The 18303-nt window shown below is 45.1% G+C and carries 20 protein-coding genes; 16 read left to right on the forward strand and 4 right to left on the reverse strand.

The window, feature by feature from the left end; translation table 11 throughout:
* Positions 1–1005, reverse strand: a complete 1005-nt coding sequence (gene namA / locus AC58QG_RS27205; protein ID WP_497365220.1) for an NADPH dehydrogenase NamA — start codon at positions 1003–1005, stop codon at positions 1–3.
* A gap of 248 nt (positions 1006–1253) precedes the next feature.
* On the opposite strand from namA, the gene AC58QG_RS27210 reads away from it, so the two are divergent.
* Complete coding sequence (locus AC58QG_RS27210) at positions 1254–2270, forward strand: Gfo/Idh/MocA family protein (RefSeq protein WP_497365221.1); 1017 nt, start codon at positions 1254–1256, stop codon at positions 2268–2270.
* Positions 2271–2305: 35 nt separating this feature from the next.
* The gene (locus AC58QG_RS27215; RefSeq protein ID WP_497365222.1) at positions 2306–3268 is read left to right on the forward strand and encodes a cupin domain-containing protein; all 963 of its coding nucleotides are present in this window, start codon (positions 2306–2308) and stop codon (positions 3266–3268) included.
* Between the two features lie 571 nt (positions 3269–3839).
* Here AC58QG_RS27215 and mtnA read toward each other — a convergent pair.
* Positions 3840–4937, reverse strand: a complete 1098-nt coding sequence (gene mtnA / locus AC58QG_RS27220) for an S-methyl-5-thioribose-1-phosphate isomerase (protein WP_497365223.1) — start codon at positions 4935–4937, stop codon at positions 3840–3842.
* Positions 4934–6154 carry an S-methyl-5-thioribose kinase gene (mtnK, locus tag AC58QG_RS27225; protein WP_497365224.1) on the reverse strand — a complete coding sequence of 407 codons (1221 nt, stop codon included), beginning with the start codon at positions 6152–6154 and terminating at the stop codon, positions 4934–4936. The genes mtnA and mtnK overlap by 4 nt, the downstream gene beginning before the upstream one ends.
* 239 nt (positions 6155–6393) lie before the next feature.
* Here mtnK and AC58QG_RS27230 point away from each other — a divergent pair, with 239 nt between their 5' ends.
* The 8 genes from AC58QG_RS27230 to sufB all read left to right on the forward strand — a co-directional run bounded on the left by AC58QG_RS27230 (position 6394) and on the right by sufB (position 13259).
* Entirely contained in the window at positions 6394–6852 is a 459-nt protein-coding gene (locus tag AC58QG_RS27230; RefSeq protein ID WP_497365225.1) for a Dps family protein, read from the forward strand.
* 99 nt (positions 6853–6951) lie between these two features.
* A complete protein-coding gene (locus tag AC58QG_RS27235; RefSeq protein ID WP_497365226.1) occupies positions 6952–7110 on the forward strand; it encodes a hypothetical protein in 159 nt (52 codons plus the stop codon).
* A gap of 129 nt (positions 7111–7239) precedes the next feature.
* Entirely contained in the window at positions 7240–7809 is a 570-nt protein-coding gene (locus AC58QG_RS27240) for a DUF1802 family protein (protein WP_497365227.1), read from the forward strand.
* Between the two features lie 166 nt (positions 7810–7975).
* The gene (gene sufC, locus AC58QG_RS27245; RefSeq protein WP_497365228.1) at positions 7976–8806 is read left to right on the forward strand and encodes a Fe-S cluster assembly ATPase SufC; all 831 of its coding nucleotides are present in this window, start codon (positions 7976–7978) and stop codon (positions 8804–8806) included.
* 53 nt (positions 8807–8859) lie between these two features.
* On the forward strand, positions 8860–10155 hold the full coding sequence (gene sufD, locus AC58QG_RS27250) for a Fe-S cluster assembly protein SufD (protein WP_497365229.1): 1296 nt from the start codon (positions 8860–8862) through the stop codon (positions 10153–10155).
* Positions 10152–11378 carry a cysteine desulfurase gene (locus AC58QG_RS27255; protein WP_497365230.1) on the forward strand — a complete coding sequence of 409 codons (1227 nt, stop codon included), beginning with the start codon at positions 10152–10154 and terminating at the stop codon, positions 11376–11378. Before sufD ends, AC58QG_RS27255 begins: the two co-directional genes overlap by 4 nt.
* Positions 11365–11799 (forward strand): Fe-S cluster assembly sulfur transfer protein SufU, encoded by a 435-nt coding sequence (gene sufU / locus AC58QG_RS27260; RefSeq protein ID WP_057310356.1) that lies wholly within the window; start codon positions 11365–11367, stop codon positions 11797–11799. Before AC58QG_RS27255 ends, sufU begins: the two co-directional genes overlap by 14 nt.
* Positions 11800–11861: 62 nt before the next feature.
* Positions 11862–13259 (forward strand): Fe-S cluster assembly protein SufB, encoded by a 1398-nt coding sequence (gene sufB, locus AC58QG_RS27265; protein ID WP_056624188.1) that lies wholly within the window; start codon positions 11862–11864, stop codon positions 13257–13259.
* 56 nt (positions 13260–13315) lie between these two features.
* On the opposite strand, the gene AC58QG_RS27270 is transcribed toward sufB, so the two are convergent.
* Positions 13316–13741 carry a PH domain-containing protein gene (locus AC58QG_RS27270; RefSeq protein ID WP_420874465.1) on the reverse strand — a complete coding sequence of 142 codons (426 nt, stop codon included), beginning with the start codon at positions 13739–13741 and terminating at the stop codon, positions 13316–13318.
* 191 nt (positions 13742–13932) lie between these two features.
* On the opposite strand from AC58QG_RS27270, the gene AC58QG_RS27275 reads away from it, so the two are divergent.
* From AC58QG_RS27275 to AC58QG_RS27300, 6 genes are all read left to right on the forward strand, one after another.
* Positions 13933–15048 (forward strand): C40 family peptidase, encoded by a 1116-nt coding sequence (locus AC58QG_RS27275; protein ID WP_497365231.1) that lies wholly within the window; start codon positions 13933–13935, stop codon positions 15046–15048.
* 122 nt (positions 15049–15170) lie between these two features.
* The gene (locus tag AC58QG_RS27280) at positions 15171–15392 is read left to right on the forward strand and encodes a hypothetical protein (RefSeq protein ID WP_497365232.1); all 222 of its coding nucleotides are present in this window, start codon (positions 15171–15173) and stop codon (positions 15390–15392) included.
* Positions 15389–16069, forward strand: coding sequence for a hypothetical protein (locus AC58QG_RS27285; protein WP_497365233.1), 681 nt, complete (start codon positions 15389–15391; stop codon positions 16067–16069). The genes AC58QG_RS27280 and AC58QG_RS27285 overlap by 4 nt, the downstream gene beginning before the upstream one ends.
* A gap of 4 nt (positions 16070–16073) precedes the next feature.
* Entirely contained in the window at positions 16074–17270 is a 1197-nt protein-coding gene (locus AC58QG_RS27290) for a glutathionylspermidine synthase family protein (RefSeq protein WP_497365234.1), read from the forward strand.
* Positions 17267–17917 (forward strand): signal peptide protein, encoded by a 651-nt coding sequence (locus tag AC58QG_RS27295; RefSeq protein WP_497365235.1) that lies wholly within the window; start codon positions 17267–17269, stop codon positions 17915–17917. Before AC58QG_RS27290 ends, AC58QG_RS27295 begins: the two co-directional genes overlap by 4 nt.
* Positions 17914–18303, forward strand: coding sequence for a DUF350 domain-containing protein (locus AC58QG_RS27300; RefSeq protein WP_497365236.1), 390 nt, complete (start codon positions 17914–17916; stop codon positions 18301–18303). The genes AC58QG_RS27295 and AC58QG_RS27300 overlap by 4 nt, the downstream gene beginning before the upstream one ends.

Below are 18303 nucleotides of genomic sequence, written 5' to 3' on the forward strand. Positions count from 1 at the left end.
TTACCATCCTCGTTGGTAAGGCGCCGGAGGAGCGAGCTCAACGCGCAAGTCATGAGCAGCGGATCTTGCCCAATAAGGATCACGTAAAAGTACTCTGCCTAGAAAGATGAGATCCGCGCGGTTATTCTGAAGAATTTCTTCTGCTTGCTGCGGTTCCGTGATAAGACCGACAGCACCAACAGGGATTGCCGCTTTGGTGTGGATTTCTTCGGCGAATGGCACTTGATAGCCTGGGTAAAAGTGTGGAACGACCGGGGCATTACCGCCGGAACTGACATCGATCAGATGGACGCCAAGTTCTCTGAGTTTTGTGGCGAAGTAAACTTGATCCTGAGGCGTAAGCCCACCCTCCACATACTCATGAGCTGAAATACGGACAAACAACGGACCATCCCATCGTGTTTGGATGGCTTGCACGGTTTCCCGCAAGAAGCGGAACCGCCCCTCTTGGTCACCGCCGTAAGCATCTTGACGATGATTCGAATGCGGAGATAAGAATTCATTGATGAGATAGCCGTGCGCCGCATGAATTTCGATGACATCGAATCCAGCTTGCTTGGCACGGTCAGCCGCATCAGCGAATGCTTGAATCGTATCCTGAATGTCTGTAAGTGTAGCTTCCTCAGGTGTTTTGAACGTATCTGAGAAAGGGATGGCAGAAGGGGCTATAATCGGCGTGTCTAGGACTGCTTTTCTGCCTGCGTGCGCGAGTTGAATGCCCACATAGGCGCCATGTCCATGAATGGAAGTGACAACACGTTTTAGGCCTTCGATATGCGCATCCTCCCAGATGCCTAAATCCCGCGTCGAAATTCGTCCTTGTGCAGTGACAGCGGTTGCTTCAAATATAATAAGTCCAACTTGGCCGACGGCCCGTGTAGCGTAATGAACATGGTGCCAGTCTTTGACTTCACCGGAATCATCAGATGCATACATACACATGGGGGACATCACGATACGATTTTTGAGAGTTATGCCGGCAATTGTATAGGGGGTAAATAACATATGAAATCACTCCTTTCAGGGGATGGAAATAATCCCTACATTGTATACTAATCTTATTGGAATTATCAAATTTAAATTAGGTATTGAAAAAGCTTGACGTTCTAGCCATTCTATCATAATCTTCGAGTAAGATAATAATCGTAAGTGTGTCGTAATTTTGCACCTTCATCTGTCACTAATTCGAAATTTATCCGCTTCTGTGCGCATGATACAATGATCCCAAGTCACTTATTTGGAGGTCATTCAAGATGAAAGTAGCAATGTTAAGTTTCTGGCATGTACATGCAAAGGATTATGCCAAACAGGTAAACGAACACCCGGATACGGAGATTGTTGCGATTTGGGACGAGATTGTGGAGAGAGGTCAGCAAGAAGCCGAAGCACGCGGTGTGGCTTTCTACGCAAGTCTTGAAGAGTTACTAGCCAATCCAGAAATCGAAGCTGTTGTTGTAGATACACCTACCAACCTTCACCGAGATGTAATCATCGCTGCCGCACGGGCAGGTAAACATATTTTCACAGAGAAAGTCATTGCTCCTACGCTTCGCGAAGTGAATGAGATTCTCGCAGCTGTGGAAGAAGCGGGCGTTACCTTAACGGTCTCTTTGCCGCGTTTGAATTCACCATCTACGTTAGCTATTCAAGAGATTGTTGCGAAAGAGTTGTTAGGTCAAATTACGCTTGTGCGCACACGCCTTTCTCATAATGGCGGAATTTCGACTACTGCGAATCCGAATGGCTGGTTGCCGCAGCATTTCTATAATGCCGAGCAATGTGGTGGCGGAGCGCTCATCGATCTTGGCTGTCACCCGATGTATCTCAATCGACTTTTGCTAGGATTACCTGTTTCTGTAAGCGCTTCTTATGGTTATGTGACAGGAAGAGAAGTTGAGGATAATGCAGTATCGCTACTCCAATATGACAACGGTGCTTTGGGTATTGTTGAAGCGGGCTTTGTGAATGCATTCTCGCCTTTCGTCATCGAAGTTCACGGCACAGCAGGAAGTGTACTATATTCGGAGCAAGATGGCCGCGTTATGCTGCGTACGAACAAGCTGGAAGAAGCTACGGGACAATGGGTGGCCTATGAGTCATTGCCTGAAGCTAAGCCGACTGCTTTTGATCAATGGGTAGCTCATATTCAAAATGGTACCAAAGCCACTGAAAATATCGGGCTTGCTGTAGACTTAACGAAGCTTATGGAAGCTTCCAATTTATCCGTTGCCAACAAAAGCCAAGTAAGATTGGATTCCTTGGTAAACTAACGTTCTCAGACTGGAAAGGAAGCGGTGTGTACCTCATGAGTCAACCCTTTTACTTCGAACCTATGCTTGAAAATCCGATGGCCCTAGATCGCCTGGAGTTGAGCTTTCGTTGGGGAGCTTACGGCATTCGAGTATTGCGTTGTCATCTGACTTCCTTTCCAGCGGGAGCAATCGTAAATTATCATCAGCATTCTGAGTACGAGATTCACTATATCCCCTGCGGCAAAGGGAGAGTTATTCTGGATGGGATTACACATCCACTCCATGATGGGCTGCTCTATGTCACAGCGCCTGGGGTCATTCATCGGCAAGAAGCAGATGAATATGAAGCGATGGGCGAGTTGTGTCTCCACGTGGATATTGTGAAGCTAACTGACAAGGAGGAAGCTGCGTCAACCGCTGCTCCCGGTTGGGGCGAGGAGTGGGAGATCGCAGAAGCGGAAGCGTGTATTGGACAGCTCAGTAGGCTGCCCCTTATCCCGGCCGTTGATCGCCACGAAGCGATGAAATGCTTCCTCGTTGCTTATGAAGCATGGCGGAATAACCAGCTAGGTCAGTATACGGTTATCAAACAGTCCATCCTCCAGATGCTGTTAAGAACGGTCAGCGCGTATAAACCGGAACAGCAGGGAGTTAACCTGCCAGCCCGTGATATGAAAAGCTACCGCTATCACATGGCCGTTCAATTCATTGCAGACAATTTCCGCCGTCCCCTGACCTTGGAGGGGGTAGCAGAACGTGTGCAGATCAGCTCAAGACAGCTTCAACGGATTTTCAAGGAGAAGGCGGATGTTTCATTTAGCGAGTATTTGGAACAAGTTCGACTCAAATTCGTATGCAGCGAGCTGCAGCAAACCACGCTGACGTTGGAAAAAATAGCAGAGCGCAGCGGCTTCACCTCTAGCAATTATTTGCACTATGTATTCAAAAAGGCGCATGGCACAACGCCAAACGCCTATCGTGAAAATAAACTGCTTCAGCAAGCCAGCACGATGTAAACCAAAAAACAGAGCTGCCCGTAAGTAGATAATCTACTTTTGGACAGCTCTGTTTGGTTACGCCTAAGCAAATCACCCCCACTGTAGTCAGCACAACAGCTACTCGGCAGCTACCTCCCGCCTTCCGCAATCCAGCATCAAGTAGCATAGGTCCCTTCAAACCAGCATATAGCACCTCAATTAGATCAACCCCTAGCTACTTCAACCACACAAATCAGCATTGAGCACAGCACTTAAGCAAACTAATATCAAGCACCTCAATCACATCGGAACCCCTAGCTACTCCAACCACACAATCAGCAATCAGCACTCCGCAATCCATTCAGCCCACCACACTAGCACGCTACTAACTGGAAAACATACAGCTATTTCGAGCCAATTTCGCACTTTAATCCAAATAACTGGAAAAACTCCAGCTATTTTCAGGCTTTCTCCGCAAAAGAAGCAGATAGCCGGAATTCAACTGGAGTTTTTCCATCTAAGTTCATATATTAGTTGAAATTCGAGAAATTAACTGGATGTTTTCCAGTTAATTAGAACCCTGCAGGTCCCTGGCATCGACTTTCAAGACCTATTCGAAAAGCTTACGCAGATTTTCACCATAAGGTGCTTGAACAATCCCTTTTTCCGTGATAATCGCGGTGACATACTCATTCGGTGTTACGTCGAAGGCAGGATTGAACACTTTCACGCCAACAGGCGCCGTGCGTTTGCCAAAGCCTTGCGTGATCTCGTCCTCATGACGCTCCTCGATTGGAATATCGCCGCCGGTTGGCGTGTTCAAGTCGATCGTGGACAGCGGACTTGCCACATAGAACGGGATGCCATGCGCCTTTGCCAGCACAGCTACGCTGTACGTGCCGATTTTGTTGGCTACATCGCCGTTAGCCGCAACACGGTCCGTTCCGACGATGACCGCTTGAATCCAGCCTTTGGCCATGACCGCGCCGGCCATGTTATCACAGATCAGCGTGACGTCTACGCCGGCTTGCTGCAGTTCAAAGGCTGTCAGCCGCGCGCCTTGCAGCACGGGGCGAGTTTCATCGGCGAACACTTTGATGTTCAGCCCTTGCTCCTTCGCCAAGTAGAACGGCGCTAAAGCCGTGCCGTACTTGGCTGTTGCCAAACCGCCGGCGTTGCAATGCGTCAGCACGCCAAATCCATCCTCGAACAGCGTGAGCGCATGTTCGCCGATACGGCGGTTGGTGTCTTCGTCCTCCGCCTGAATGACTTGCGCTTCTGTCAGAAGCGCAGCCTTGAAGGCATCCGGGCTCACGCCCTCGGCTGCCAAAGCACTTGCTCTCGCGCGCATGCGATCGAGCGCCCAGAACAAGTTCACTGCTGTCGGACGTGACGTCGCCAGGTAGTCCGCTTGCTTCTGGACTTCCGCCAGAAGCCCTTCAACTGCGGCATCCACACCGCGGATGCCGAGGTACACACCATACGCGGCGGCGATCCCAATCGCAGGTGCGCCGCGAACTTTTAAGTGCCGAATTGCTTCCCACACCTCAATCGGTGTCTCCAGCGGCAAATAGACGATCTCCTCCGGCAGCAGTCGTTGATCCAGCAAATCTAGCTGCTGGCCATTCCAGCGCAAGGATTGCAAAGCACCTTGCACTTGGTTTTCATCCTTTACGTTGTTACCCTCTACGTTGTTCGTCGTTGTCATAGTACAAAACCTCTCTCTGCTACTCGTGTTGCGATTGCAATTAGCTCATCAATCGTCGTTACCTGACGGTTAGCTCGAATGCTGGCAGTTCCGATTGTTAGTGCCATACGCTGAGCGCGCTCTCTCGCTGCAGCATCTTCAATTTTATCAATATCAGCGACGTGGGCAAGACCGACTACGCGACGCACCATTTTGGCGCCAGTGAAGCCGACCGTATCACGCAGCAAGTTGGTCATGAAATAGTCTTGGTATCCTGGAGCTGTGAACACACGATCTACGCCATGTTCGTTCCATAGTGCACGGAAATTTTGTTCGAAATGCGTCCAAACATCCTTAACGGTTTGCGTTAAATAAGCGCGATAAGCAGTTCGACTTCCTTCATCAGTGCTCCAACCTTCTTGGGCTGCAAAGTTAAGAAGTAGGTTTGCTAATACAGCACCAATATCGAAGCCCATCGGACCATAGTACGCGAATTCAGGGTCAATGACTTTTGTTGAATCCGGTTTGATGAAAATACTGCCTGTATGCAAGTCGCCATGAAGAAGGGCTTGCGCTTGTGTAAGGAACTTGTTGCGCAGAATCGCTACTTCGAAGTGAAGCTCTTTGTCTGCCCAAAGCTGTTCCGCTGCATCACGGATTGGCGCTTCAATATTGTTCGTTTCCGCATCGCGATAGGGATCATCGAAGATCAAATCTTCCGTGATTTTGCAAAGCTCTGGGTTGATGAAGCGTCCCAGTTGAATCTTTTTCTCTTGTTGATTTTTCCCTAAGTCCGATGTGTAGAACAACGTAGTAGCTAGAAAACGTCCAATATGCTCAGCAAATAGTGGGTATTGGTTGCCCTCGATTAACCCTTTGCGCATAATGACATGATCGCTCAAATCTTCCATGACAGTCAGAGCAAGATCAGCATCATAAGCATAGACGTGAGGAACAAGGTCAGGATTTAATGCTTCTTCAATAACCAATGCTTCACTCTCGATGCGGGCACGATCAAGTGTCAGCGGCCAAGATTCGCCAACAACTTTGGCATAAGGGAGAGCTTGCTTCAAAATAATACTTTTTCCTGTAGCTCCTTCTGTTATGCGAAATACGAGGTTTAAATTCCCATCCCCGATTTCTTGACTAGTCAGATCAGCACCAGCTTGAAATAATTGTGGAATCTGGCGAGCGTATTCAATGGCTTGCGCTTCCGATAACGGATGATAAGTGGACATGAATGAACCTCCTAAAAGTTTTCGTCAGAAAACTGACTTCGTAAGCGTGCTTTAAGTGATTGGAATTAATTCCAACTAATTTACTGAGTATTAATAGTCTTTCCCTAGTATAAGACAAATTGTTTCCGCATGAAATACACTTTTCAGAAATGTCGTTTATTTTACATAAAATCCGCCAAATAAACGTAAATTAGCATGTACAAGGACGATTTTCAGGCAAAATGAAGGAGAGGATTCAGATGACAAGTGCAATCTTAGTTTCAACGCAATCGATTCAAGCTGTTCTCAATAAGCAAATTTCAAACTGGAATTTACTTTTCGTTAAACTTCATAATTTCCATTGGTATGTAAAAGGGAATCAATTTTTCACGCTCCATGTAAAATTCGAAGAGCTCTATAATGAGGCTGCGCTTCATGTCGATGAGTTGGCTGAACGATTACTGGCCATTGGGGGACAACCTGCGGCGACGATGAAAGCTTATTTAGAGATTTCTTCCTTAAAAGAAGCCGTCGGCACGGAGACAGCCACCAAAATGGTTGAAGCGATTATTGAAGATTTCACTATCCTCACCCAAGAGCTGAAGGCGGGTATGCAAATTTGTGAGGAAGCAAGTGACGATACGACATCGGATATGCTTTTAGCGATCCAAACTTCTTTAGAAAAGCATCGCTGGATGCTGCAATCATTTCTCGGCTAAAATATTTACACAATCTTCACTACTCTCGAATACTCACCTAATGAAATACAGTTAATCTGGAGTCAAACGTTTTCAAAGGATGTGGGATTGTTGAAATTCATGAATGTCTTACTGGCAATGGCTGTATGTCTCATTTTTTTGCTCCTTGCCTATCATGCTGACGCGCCTAATGGGACCCATGATCCCAATCCTGTGAAACATAATCAAGAACAGTTTACCCGAATGCAGCTTACGTATAACGCCGATTCAGAGAAATAAGAAGAAGGAATGGCCGAAATTGAGGGCTGTTCCTTTTTGTTTTTCCTGAAAAATGTCAATTTGATTTGTTTTGCTTACAAAGTTTATTTATAATAGATAGATTAATGTGGGGAACGAGGAGTTGACGGCATGGGGCAAGGGATGGCTTTAAAGGAATGGGCATCTGCGGTCAAAGCTTTGGAAGCTGGCTCGCAAATTTTTATTATGCGCAAGGGAGGTATTGTCGAAGAAACAAGAGATTTCCAAGTGGAATCGAATGATTTCTTTCTCTATCCGACATATGAACACCAGAGAAAAGAACTACTGAAGGAGCAGTATCGCGGGATTATCGATGAAACATTGGTGAATTGGAACACAACAGATACACACGTAACTATTAACTCCTTTGCTCGAGTGGTGGAAGATATCGAAGTCAGCGATCAAGATAAGCTAAATCAGTTATTTTCTTTTCATATTTGGACAGAAAATTTCACGGAAGAGCGTTTGAGGTGGAAACGTAAAAACCCGCTGCATATAATGATATTACGGGTGTATACGCTCAGCCAACCGATTCAAATTGAGATCGAACAGGCCTATATCGGCTGCAAATCATGGATACAGCTTGGGGTTTCGGTACCGGATGATTCCTCGATGACTCCTGTGTTGAATGAGGAAGAATTTACCGCACAAGTTGCTGAAATAAAACGTACTTTGGCGTAAAATTTACGTAGTATTTCACAAAACGCTCGCCTTTTTCATGGGATTGCCCTTTCTTGATTTGTTACAGTAAGTTATAATAGAATTATTCTAATGAGAATCAGTGATAATCACTACACAGGATTGTCATCTATCTAGTACACTCAAACATTATGGAGGCTTAAAGAAAATGGCAAATTCATCAACATTTACAATAGAGGGTCTGAAAGCGACCATCGAAGGAAAGGAAATTTTGAAAGGTCTTAGCCTAGAAATCAAAGGCGGCGAAATTCACGCGATTATGGGGCCGAACGGTACTGGTAAAAGTACATTGGCATCCGCGTTAATGGGTCACCCGAAATATGAAGTAACAGAGGGGTCTGTTACATTAGATGGCGAAGATGTTCTTGAGATGGCTGTTGACGAAAGAGCACGCGCTGGCTTGTTCTTGGCTATGCAATACCCAAGCGAAATCACTGGCGTAACGAATGCTGATTTCTTACGTAGCGCAATGAATGTTCGCCGCGGCGAAGGTAACGAGATTTCCTTGATCAAATTCATTCGTCAAATGGAAGCGAAAATGAAGCAACTGGAAATGAACCCTGAGTTCATGCACCGTTACTTGAACGAAGGCTTCTCCGGCGGTGAGAAAAAGCGTAATGAAATTCTTCAAATGCTTTTGCTTGAGCCTAAATTTGTTATCCTTGATGAAATCGACTCCGGTCTAGATATCGATGCTTTGCGTATCGTTGCTGAAGGTGTTAATGCTATGCGCAGTGAAGAGCGCGGATTCTTGATCATTACGCATTACCAACGTTTGTTGAACTACGTTAAACCTGATTTTGTACATGTTATGATGCAAGGTCGCATCGTGAAGTCCGGTGGTCCTGAGCTTGCTGAGCGTCTGGAAGCGGAAGGTTACGATTGGATCAAAGAAGAACTCGGCATCGTTGATGAAACTGTTGGTCAAGATACGGAAGAATTCAAAGTTCCAATGAACACACCAGGGCCGAAGTACTAGGAGATGAGAGACTTTGATCTTAGGGTCAAAGATACTTATAAATGGAGGAAATCATGAGCACTAAAACAACAATTTCCATCGATTCTAATGCTGTTATTGAGCTCTCCCGCAGCAAGCAAGAGCCGGAGTGGATGACAGCCCTTCGTACTGAAGGGGTAGCATTAGCGAATTCGTTGGAATTACCTATACTAGAAAAAACAAGAATCGACCGTTGGAGCATTTCCGCCTACGGTTCCTATAAAGAGCAAGCAGTCTTGAGTTCACTTGATGCATTACCTGAAGTGACCAAGGGATTAACGAATTCCGATAACCTGATTGTTCAACGCAATTCCGGAATTGTGTTCAATCAGGTGTCTGAAGAATTGAAAAAGCAAGGCGTTATTTTCACAGATCTAGAAACAGCGGTTCGTGATCATGCGGACCTTGTTAAACCTTATTTCATGAAGGCTGTTCAAGCGAATGAGAACCAACTTACTGCTTTACATGCAGCATTGTGGAATGGCGGTATCTTCATCTACGTTCCGAAAAACGTTGTTGTAGACATCCCACTTCAAGCCTTGTTTGTAGCAGATGATGCAGAAGCCACATTTGCTCCGCATGTTCTGATTGTTGCTGAACAATTCAGCTCCGTTACGTATGTAGATAACTTTGTGTCCTCCGTTGGCGGCGCTGCTCTTGTACAGAACGGGATAGTTGAAGTGTTTGCAAAACCAGGTTCACGCGTAAGCTATTCCTCCATCCACAGCTTGGAAGCATCTGTAACAGATCTCACGTACCGTCGTGCGATCCTTGAAGATGATTCCCGAATTGGCTGGGTTGTTGGTGAATTGAACTATGGGAATGCGATGTCTGATACGACATCTATTCTCAAAGGTAAAGGGTCTGACTCCGATGCCAAAATCATCTGTGTCGGCACACATGAACAAAAACTAAACCTGACGACTCGCGCTGTTCATTGGGGCAAAGCGTCGACAAGCGATATGATTACACGTGCAGTTATGCGTGATAGCTCTACAGCGATCATCAACGGGATCACGAAGATCGAAAAAGGCGCACAAGGCTGTAATGGTCAACAGACTGAGAAAGTCTTGATGCTTAGCCCGAAAGCTCGCGGAGACGCGAATCCGATTCTTCTTATTGACGAAGATGATGTTAAAGCTGGTCATGCAGCGAGCGTTGGGCAAGTGAATGCAGAACAAGTTCATTACCTAATGTCACGTGGGATTACAAAGGAAGAAGCTCAACGCTTAATCATTTACGGATTCTTAGCACCAGTCGTTTCCGAAATTCCTGTTAAGAGCGTTGAAGAACAGCTGCAAAGCTTAGTGGAGAGGAAGCTAGGACAATGATATCTGCCGAGATACGTGAACTTTTTCCCATTCTGAAGCAAGAAGTGAACGGTCATCCGCTGGTTTACTTGGATAGTGCTGCTACTTCCCAGAAGCCTATTCAGGTGATTGAGGCACTGAAGCATTACTACGAGTGGGATAATGCTAACGTTCATCGCGGGGTTCATACCCTAGGTTCCAGAGCAACGGATGCGTACGAAGGAGCTAGAGCCAAAGTGGCTAAGTTCATCGGCGCAGCCAGTGAACAAGAAATTATTTTCACTAGAGGCACGACAACGGCTATTAATATTGTGGCAGCTAGCTTTGCCCAATCGGTACTTCGTGAGGGCGATGAAATCGTCCTTACTCCGATGGAGCATCACAGCAACCTGATTCCTTGGCAGCAAGCAGCTAAGAAGTCAGGCGCTACTTTAAAATATATCCCGCTACAACCTGACGGATCCATTTCTCTTGCTGATGTTGAAAATACGATTACGGATCGTACGAAAATCGTTTCGATTGTATATGTATCCAACGTGTTAGGCGTTATCAACCCGATCAAGGAAATTGCAGCCATTGCCCATAAGCATGGTGCCAAAATCATGGTCGATGGTGCGCAAAGCACACCGCACATGAAAGTGGATGTACAGGATTTGGATTGTGACTTTTATGCCCTGTCAGGGCATAAGATGTGTGGTCCTACTGGAATCGGGGCATTGTATGGGAAGAAGTCTTTGTTAAATAACATGGAGCCCGTTGAGTTTGGCGGCGAAATGATCGATCATGTCGATCTTTACGAGTCAACTTGGAAAGAACTTCCGTGGAAATTTGAAGGCGGAACACCTATCATAGCAGGAGCAGTAGGTCTTGGTGCAGCAATCGACTTCTTAACTGAAGTCGGGATGGATAATATATATAAACATGATGTAGAGCTTATGAATTATGCTGTAGACCGTATGAAGCAGATCGAAGATTTATCTGTCTACGGACCGACGACGAATCGTGCAGGTCTTGTTACCTTTAATCTTGGGGATGTTCATCCTCATGACGTGGCAACTGTGTTGGATTCCATGGGCATTGCAATTCGTGCCGGTCACCACTGCTGCCAACCGCTAATGAGATGGTTAGAACAAAGCAGCACAGCTCGTGCGAGCTTTTATCTATATAATATGGAAGATGATGTAGACCGTCTTGTGACGGCTTTACTGAAAACAAAGGAGTACTTCGGCGATGCAATTGGATGATTTATACCGTAGAGTAATTATGGATCACTATAAAACTCCTCGCAACCGTGGGAAATTTGAGTCCGGCGAGTCCGTTACGATTGACCTGAACAACCCAACCTGTGGAGATAAAATTTCACTGCAGATGCAAGTTGAAGAGGGAATCGTGAAAATGGCGAAATTCACAGGTGAAGGCTGCTCGATTAGCTTATCCTCTGCATCCATGATGACGGACGCAGTCAAGGGCAAAACAATCGAAGAAGCACTGAAGATGGCTGATGATTTCTCTGGCTTGATGAAGGGCGAATCCGTTGAATTTGAGTATGAAGACATTGAGGCTCTGTCGGGCGTTAACAAATTCCCAGCGAGGATTAAATGTGCAACTCTTGCGTGGAATGCTCTTCGCAAAGGGATTGAACATTCTCATAAGACCGATAACTAACGCATTTGCGATGGAATAGGTTAGATATAAGGAAGAAAGAGAACGTTAAGGAGGAATCAACCATGGCTAAACAAATGCCAGATTTAGAGGATTACAAATATGGTTTTAGAGACGAGCACAAATCCATTTTCCAATCCGGTAAAGGCTTAACTCGTGAAATCGTTGAAGAAATCTCAAGAATTAAAGGCGAACCAGAATGGATGTTGGAATTCCGTCTGAAATCACTTGAGCAATTCTTCAAAATGCCTATGCCTCGTTGGGGCGGAAACATGGATGACTTGGATTTCGATGATATCCAATACTATGTTCGTCCATCCGAGAAACAAGGTAAAACGTGGGAAGAAGTTCCTACAGAAATTAAAGAAACATTCGACAAGCTTGGTATTCCTGAAGCAGAGCAAAAGTTCTTAGCTGGTGTTTCTGCACAGTACGAATCTGAGGTTGTTTACCACAGCATGCAAAAAGAGCTTGAAGATCAAGGTGTTATCTTCACAGATACAGACACAGCTCTTCGTGAATACCCAGAGTTGTTCAGACAATATTTCGGAACAATCATTCCTCCAGCCGACAACAAATTTGCAGCATTGAATAGTGCTGTTTGGTCTGGCGGATCCTTCATCTACGTACCAAAAGGCGTTAAATGTGAAGTGCCTTTGCAAGCTTACTTCCGCATTAACTCCGAAAACATGGGTCAATTCGAGCGTACTTTGATTATTACGGACGAAGATAGCTTCGTGCATTACGTTGAGGGCTGTACAGCTCCAATTTACAGCACAAACTCCCTTCATAGCGCAGTAGTTGAAATTGTATGTTTGAAGAACTCCCGTGCTCGTTACACAACGATCCAAAACTGGGCACCTAACATCTACAACCTCGTTACCAAACGTGCGGTTGCAGAAGAAGGAGCAACCATGGAGTGGGTTGATGGTAACATCGGTTCCAAGCTGACAATGAAGTACCCAGCAGTTGTTCTTAAAGGCCGCGGCGCTAAAGGGATGGTTCTTTCCATCGCTGTTGCGGGCAAAGGTCAACATCAAGATGCGGGCGCGAAAATGACACATTTGGCACCAGATACAACTTCGACAATCGTATCCAAATCGATCTCCAAGCACGGCGGCAAAGTAACCTACCGTGGTTTGGCTTCCTTCGGACGTAACTCCCAAGGTTCCAAGGCTAACATCAAGTGCGATACGCTGATCTTGGATAACGAGTCGACATCAGATACAATTCCTTACAATGAAATCTTGAACGATAACATTACGCTTGAGCATGAAGCGACAGTATCCAAGGTGTCTGAGGATCAATTGTTCTACCTTATGAGCCGTGGACTTACAGAAGCAGAAGCTACGCAAATGATCGTTATGGGCTTCATTGAGCCATTCACCAAAGAGCTTCCAATGGAATATGCCGTGGAAATGAACCGTCTCATCAAGTTCGAGATGGAAGGATCTATCGGTTAATCGCATAAATAAGTCAAAAAGCGTGCCTGAGAATTTCTCAGGCACGCTTTTTTTATCTAACCATTGATCCGCTTACGATTCTGTGTTGCTGCTGATTGGAGAGCCACATACAACGATTGGATATTGAACTTTTTCTTAAATTCGAAACGATAAGCTGCAGTCGTAATATTATTCGCTTTGTAATAAGGGGATGTTATGTAATGGATGATTAGCTCGCTGTCATCAAATCCTGTGCCGCCAGACTCCATAGATACTTCATAAATGGCATCCAAATCGATAGTGGAAACTTTGGTCTTCTTGCCCGTGACACCTTGGTGATCAATCAAGATAATGCGCTCGTCCGTGATTACGAAAGAATCCCGAACTAGCTTAAAGCCTGTAGAGATGACTTCATTTGGCATCAGATAAGCACCGTATTGCCTCGTGAGCTCCTCAACAGAAACTTCTGATAAATTCCCTAGTAATCCACTGAAAATACCCATCTATCATCACTCCCTCCTTGAACAAATATATGTATGGATTCCACAATTATACGGTGTTTACCTTTTTACCAAATGGATAGCTGCTTTCCAACATACGCCAAGTCAGATTGAACGCAGGAATTGCATATTTGCATGCCACTTGTCCAACTCTATAAAGGATAAGAATGAGTTCCTGAAGGAGAGAGAAATTCATGTGGAGTAAGCTAAAGGCACCAGCAATAGGAAGTATGGTCGTCGTGCTGGCGATTTCGACAGCGGCTTGTGGGAAGGATTCTGGGAATACCCGAAATGCATCACCAACGCAAAGTCCATCTGGTCTAACTGGAACTGGCAATTCAGTTACGAAGAGTCTATCTCAAGCGGGCAAAGATATTATTGGGCTTGCAAATAATGATGCAGTCCTCCCAATGAAACAAATCGGGAATGTAAATTATGTATCTGCCCAAGACCTCATTAAAACACTGAAATTCCAATCAGATTGGGAAGATTCGGAAAGTAAGCTGATTTTGGGTGATAATGATGCTAACTTTGAATTGATCATGAACTCGAATAAAGCCATTAAGGATGGGGCGGATATTCAACTAAGCCAGCCTGTTGTGAAGGAAGGCGCGACGGCTTATTTACCTGTCTCAGATTTGGCTGATTTATTTCAAGACGACATGTCGTATGAAGTTAGGAATAGTGATGTCATTATTCATGCTTCACCTATTGCAATCATCGAACATGAAGATGATCCTGCCGGTGCGAATGACAACTCGCCAGAGTTGAATTTCGGGGATGATCCGTCTGATCCATTCAAAGACAATGGAGCAGGGGCAAACCCTGCATGGATGTCTAATCAAACGAATGGTGATCTACCAGTTTGGTCAGCAAATAATCCAGATGAGGTCATACCGGTTTTGAAAAATGTCGATATCAATGCCATGATCAACAAAGGAAGGAACTATTTAGGAGTCAAATATAAGTTTGGTACGGGGCCATACCCAAAAACAGGCCGATTCGACTGTTCCACATTTACCCAATATATTTATGGGAAATATAATATCAAGCTGCCGCGCGTAGCTCGACAACAAGGTGCTAAAGGCAATTTAGTATCACGTAAATCGTTACGTAAAGGTGATTTGATGTTTTATTATGTGCCAGGACGTTTCAAATCCAATAAAACGGTTGGGCACGTAGGTATTTACATTGGCAATATGAAGATGCTGCATGCGTCTCCTGAGCCTAAAAATGGGGTACAAATAACAGATATTAATAAAGCATATTGGAAAAAAACATTTCTAAAAGCGAAACGAATTGCCTATTAATGGAAGTAGTGGTAAAAGCCTATCCCATGGATAGGCTTTTATTTTTGTTAATTTTGAAACAATTGAATCCCTTCTGCGTTTAATTGTGTAGGAAGTTTTTTTGTTGAGGAGGCATGGGTGGAATGACAATTGTACTTTATGAAAAATTGCTTGATGGGCAGCTGCTGCGACTCGGTGAACGTGCATGGGATGATAAACTTATTCAAGCCTTAAATGTGGCTAATTTTATTCTCGTTGGCGGGAAGGAATACGAAATGATTGAGGGGCGATTGAATTTAGATCTCCATGTGTTTGAATTGCTTCTCGTAGCAGCCAGTTCAGAAGGGGGAGGGAGCAAGGGGTGAAACGACCGCTTAAAGTATTATCAGCTTCACTCAGTCTAATCCTGTTAGGTCAAATGCTAATAGGATCGGCTCAGGCTGCAGAGACGCCAAGTCCGAACACAGGTTCAGCGAAATTGGTGGAATGGTCGAATGATGATGTGAAAGCCTATTACGATCCTCAGGTAGATTGGAGCTTACCTATTCTTCCTGATAAGAGTATAACTTCACCCTCACCAACGCCAACTCCTACACCGGGAACCACAGGTGGGAGCACGGCTCCTATTATTGTGAATCAAGTATCAGGTGGTGGTTTCGGATGGGATGATTTGCTTCTGTATCATCTTATTTTCAACACAGTAAGTCCTTATTCATCTAGCAACTGGGGGAGCAATCATCGCTCGTATTATTATCGATCCAATACACCTTATGTTAATAAAACCTATCAACCAAGCTCGTTTACGAATCGTTCGGCCACGAAGACACCAACAACCTCAAGCGGAAGTGGAACTTTTACTTCGAATTCGAATAAATCATCGACCACCACCAAATCGGGAACGACCGGTTCTTCCGTTAACAGCTCGAACTCGAGTGGAAGCACATCATCCAGCGGATCCAAGTCGACTTCAACTTCTTCGGGCAGCATAGGTGGTAAATCAAGTGGATTTAGCTCATCCTCCAGCTCAAGCTCTGGGGGTTAATCGAATGGGATTTGAAGTGATTGGAACACCAGCCTCAGATAGAAATTCTCGCGTTCAACAGTTAGCTGAACTAGGGTTCACCTGGGCCAATTTGGAGAACGAAGAGTACTGGATTGATCAACTTGTTGTTATACCGAACGAGGTTTATCAGGATCTGATCCATGCAGCAACAGGGCTGTGGCAGGTGTTCGATAAAGCGGCACGTTTCGTTCATCGGAATAGGGAGCTATATGCAAACTTATCGATCCCAGAAGTGCTATGGGATGGGTTAGATCGACTTGAGCCGAATGGTGTAGGAATCATGAGCCGCTATGCAAGATTTGATTTCACTGTCGATCAGGCAGGTAATATTAAACTACTGGAACTAAACGCAGATACACCTACGGGCTATGTCGAGGCAGCAATTGCTACCCCATGGCTCTGCGAACAATATGGTCTGGAATCACCGAACCTGAGGATGAAGGAGCTTATTAGAGCGGCATGGGAAGTTGAAGCACCCGAATACGCGGCGTGTATAGCCTACGGTAAGCATGCAGAAGACACCGGTACGATAAATGCACTTGTCGCGCATAGCGAGCGAAAGATGACGTGTGTGGATTGTTTGGATCTATGGATTGATGAGGGTGTCGTCAAGGTTGGTGCCGATCAGATCATTGAGCGTATGTTTGCCTTATATCCGAAGGAATGGATGGGGGTTGACGACGGGGGAGAAGCGCTGTCGTATGCGATCGAAGAACAATTCGTACACTTGTTTAACTCCCTGCACGCTGTGATTTTGCAATCCAAAGGCTTACAGGCATTAATCTGGGATCTTCATACGAGCCATTCGGACCTATTTACGCAAGAAGAACACGAAATGATTAAGACCTACATGCTGCCAACGTATATGGACCGTATCCTCGAAGGTCATTATGTGTCCAAATCGATGTTTGGTCGCGAAGGCGGCTCTGTTGAGCTGTATAACGAGCATGGAGAGCTGGAGTTCAAGGATGAAGCAGGCTTTGATACCAGTGTGTTTTTTAAGCGTGTGTATCAACAGCGTGCGGATTTGCCGCGGCTTACCTTCCAGCATGGTGAAGGTCATTTATTAACCGGCCTATTTGTATTGAATGGTACGCCTTGCGGGCTTCTAGGAAGAGCTGGCGGAATCATAACAGGAAATGCAAGTCAATTTGTGGCGATTGGAGTGAAAGCGCCTTGAAACAAGGAAGATTCATGCTATTGGCAATAGGACTTATCGGTATCATTGCTATCATATGGCTGATCAGCACGGCATTCGATAAAAAGCCATCTGTTCTAAGCCAAACAACATCAGGCAACGTGGAGACAATATCGAGTTATGCTAACGGTGACGTGCCATGGGACTATCAGGTCCAACAAGTCAAGGTTGGTGATCTCATCGATGGTGATATGGTGTTGCTGCCTAACAATGATCGGATTTCCAACGATCAGAATTTCGCAACCGGAGATAGCATCTGGGTATTGAGCTTCATGCAAGCAACGATGAAAGCGGACAGTCAAGGGAAAAATGAGGTCACCTTGTCGCAATGGAAGCCTATAAAGTCCTTCAAAACAAAAGATGAAGCCGATAAAGATTTAGCGGAGTTGAAAGTAGAGATAAAAACGGATGTGAAATTGGTCGGGGTTTATAAAACGGAGATGGATAGCAAATTTAGGTACTTTGCCGTGGTAGAATTGCCAACCGGACAGAAGGTTAAACAGCCGATTCCAGAAGATCGCTATACAACCATTAAGGATAAAAAAGAAGTTAGTGTGGTTCTAGAAGAAGTACATGATTATACAGATTTTGATCAATCCATGGCTAAATTTCGGGGGTGGGCAGAGTGATCGTATTGAATCTTATCATTAGTTTATTTGTAATTGTTTTGCTGCAGTTTGCAGGGATGTATATTTTTAGTTTAATGACCCCATACCGCGATATGGAAGAAATAAACAGCGGAAATTTGGCCGTGGGTATCACGATGGGAGGTAAATTCGTTGCTACTGCGATTATTCTAGCAATTGCTGCCTATACGAATTCCTCCATTTGGCATATGAGCCTTTGGTTTGCGGTAGGGTACGCATGTTTAATAGCTTCATATTGGGTTTTTGATTGGTTAACCCCAGGTATGAAGCTATCAGATCAGTTGAAGCAAGGTAATGTGGCCGTAGGTACCCTACTAGCTTCTGTATATATTGGTATTGCGATTTCGGTGAGCAGTCTAATTATTTAA

This window comes from Paenibacillus sp. J22P169 (genome assembly GCF_059691995.1).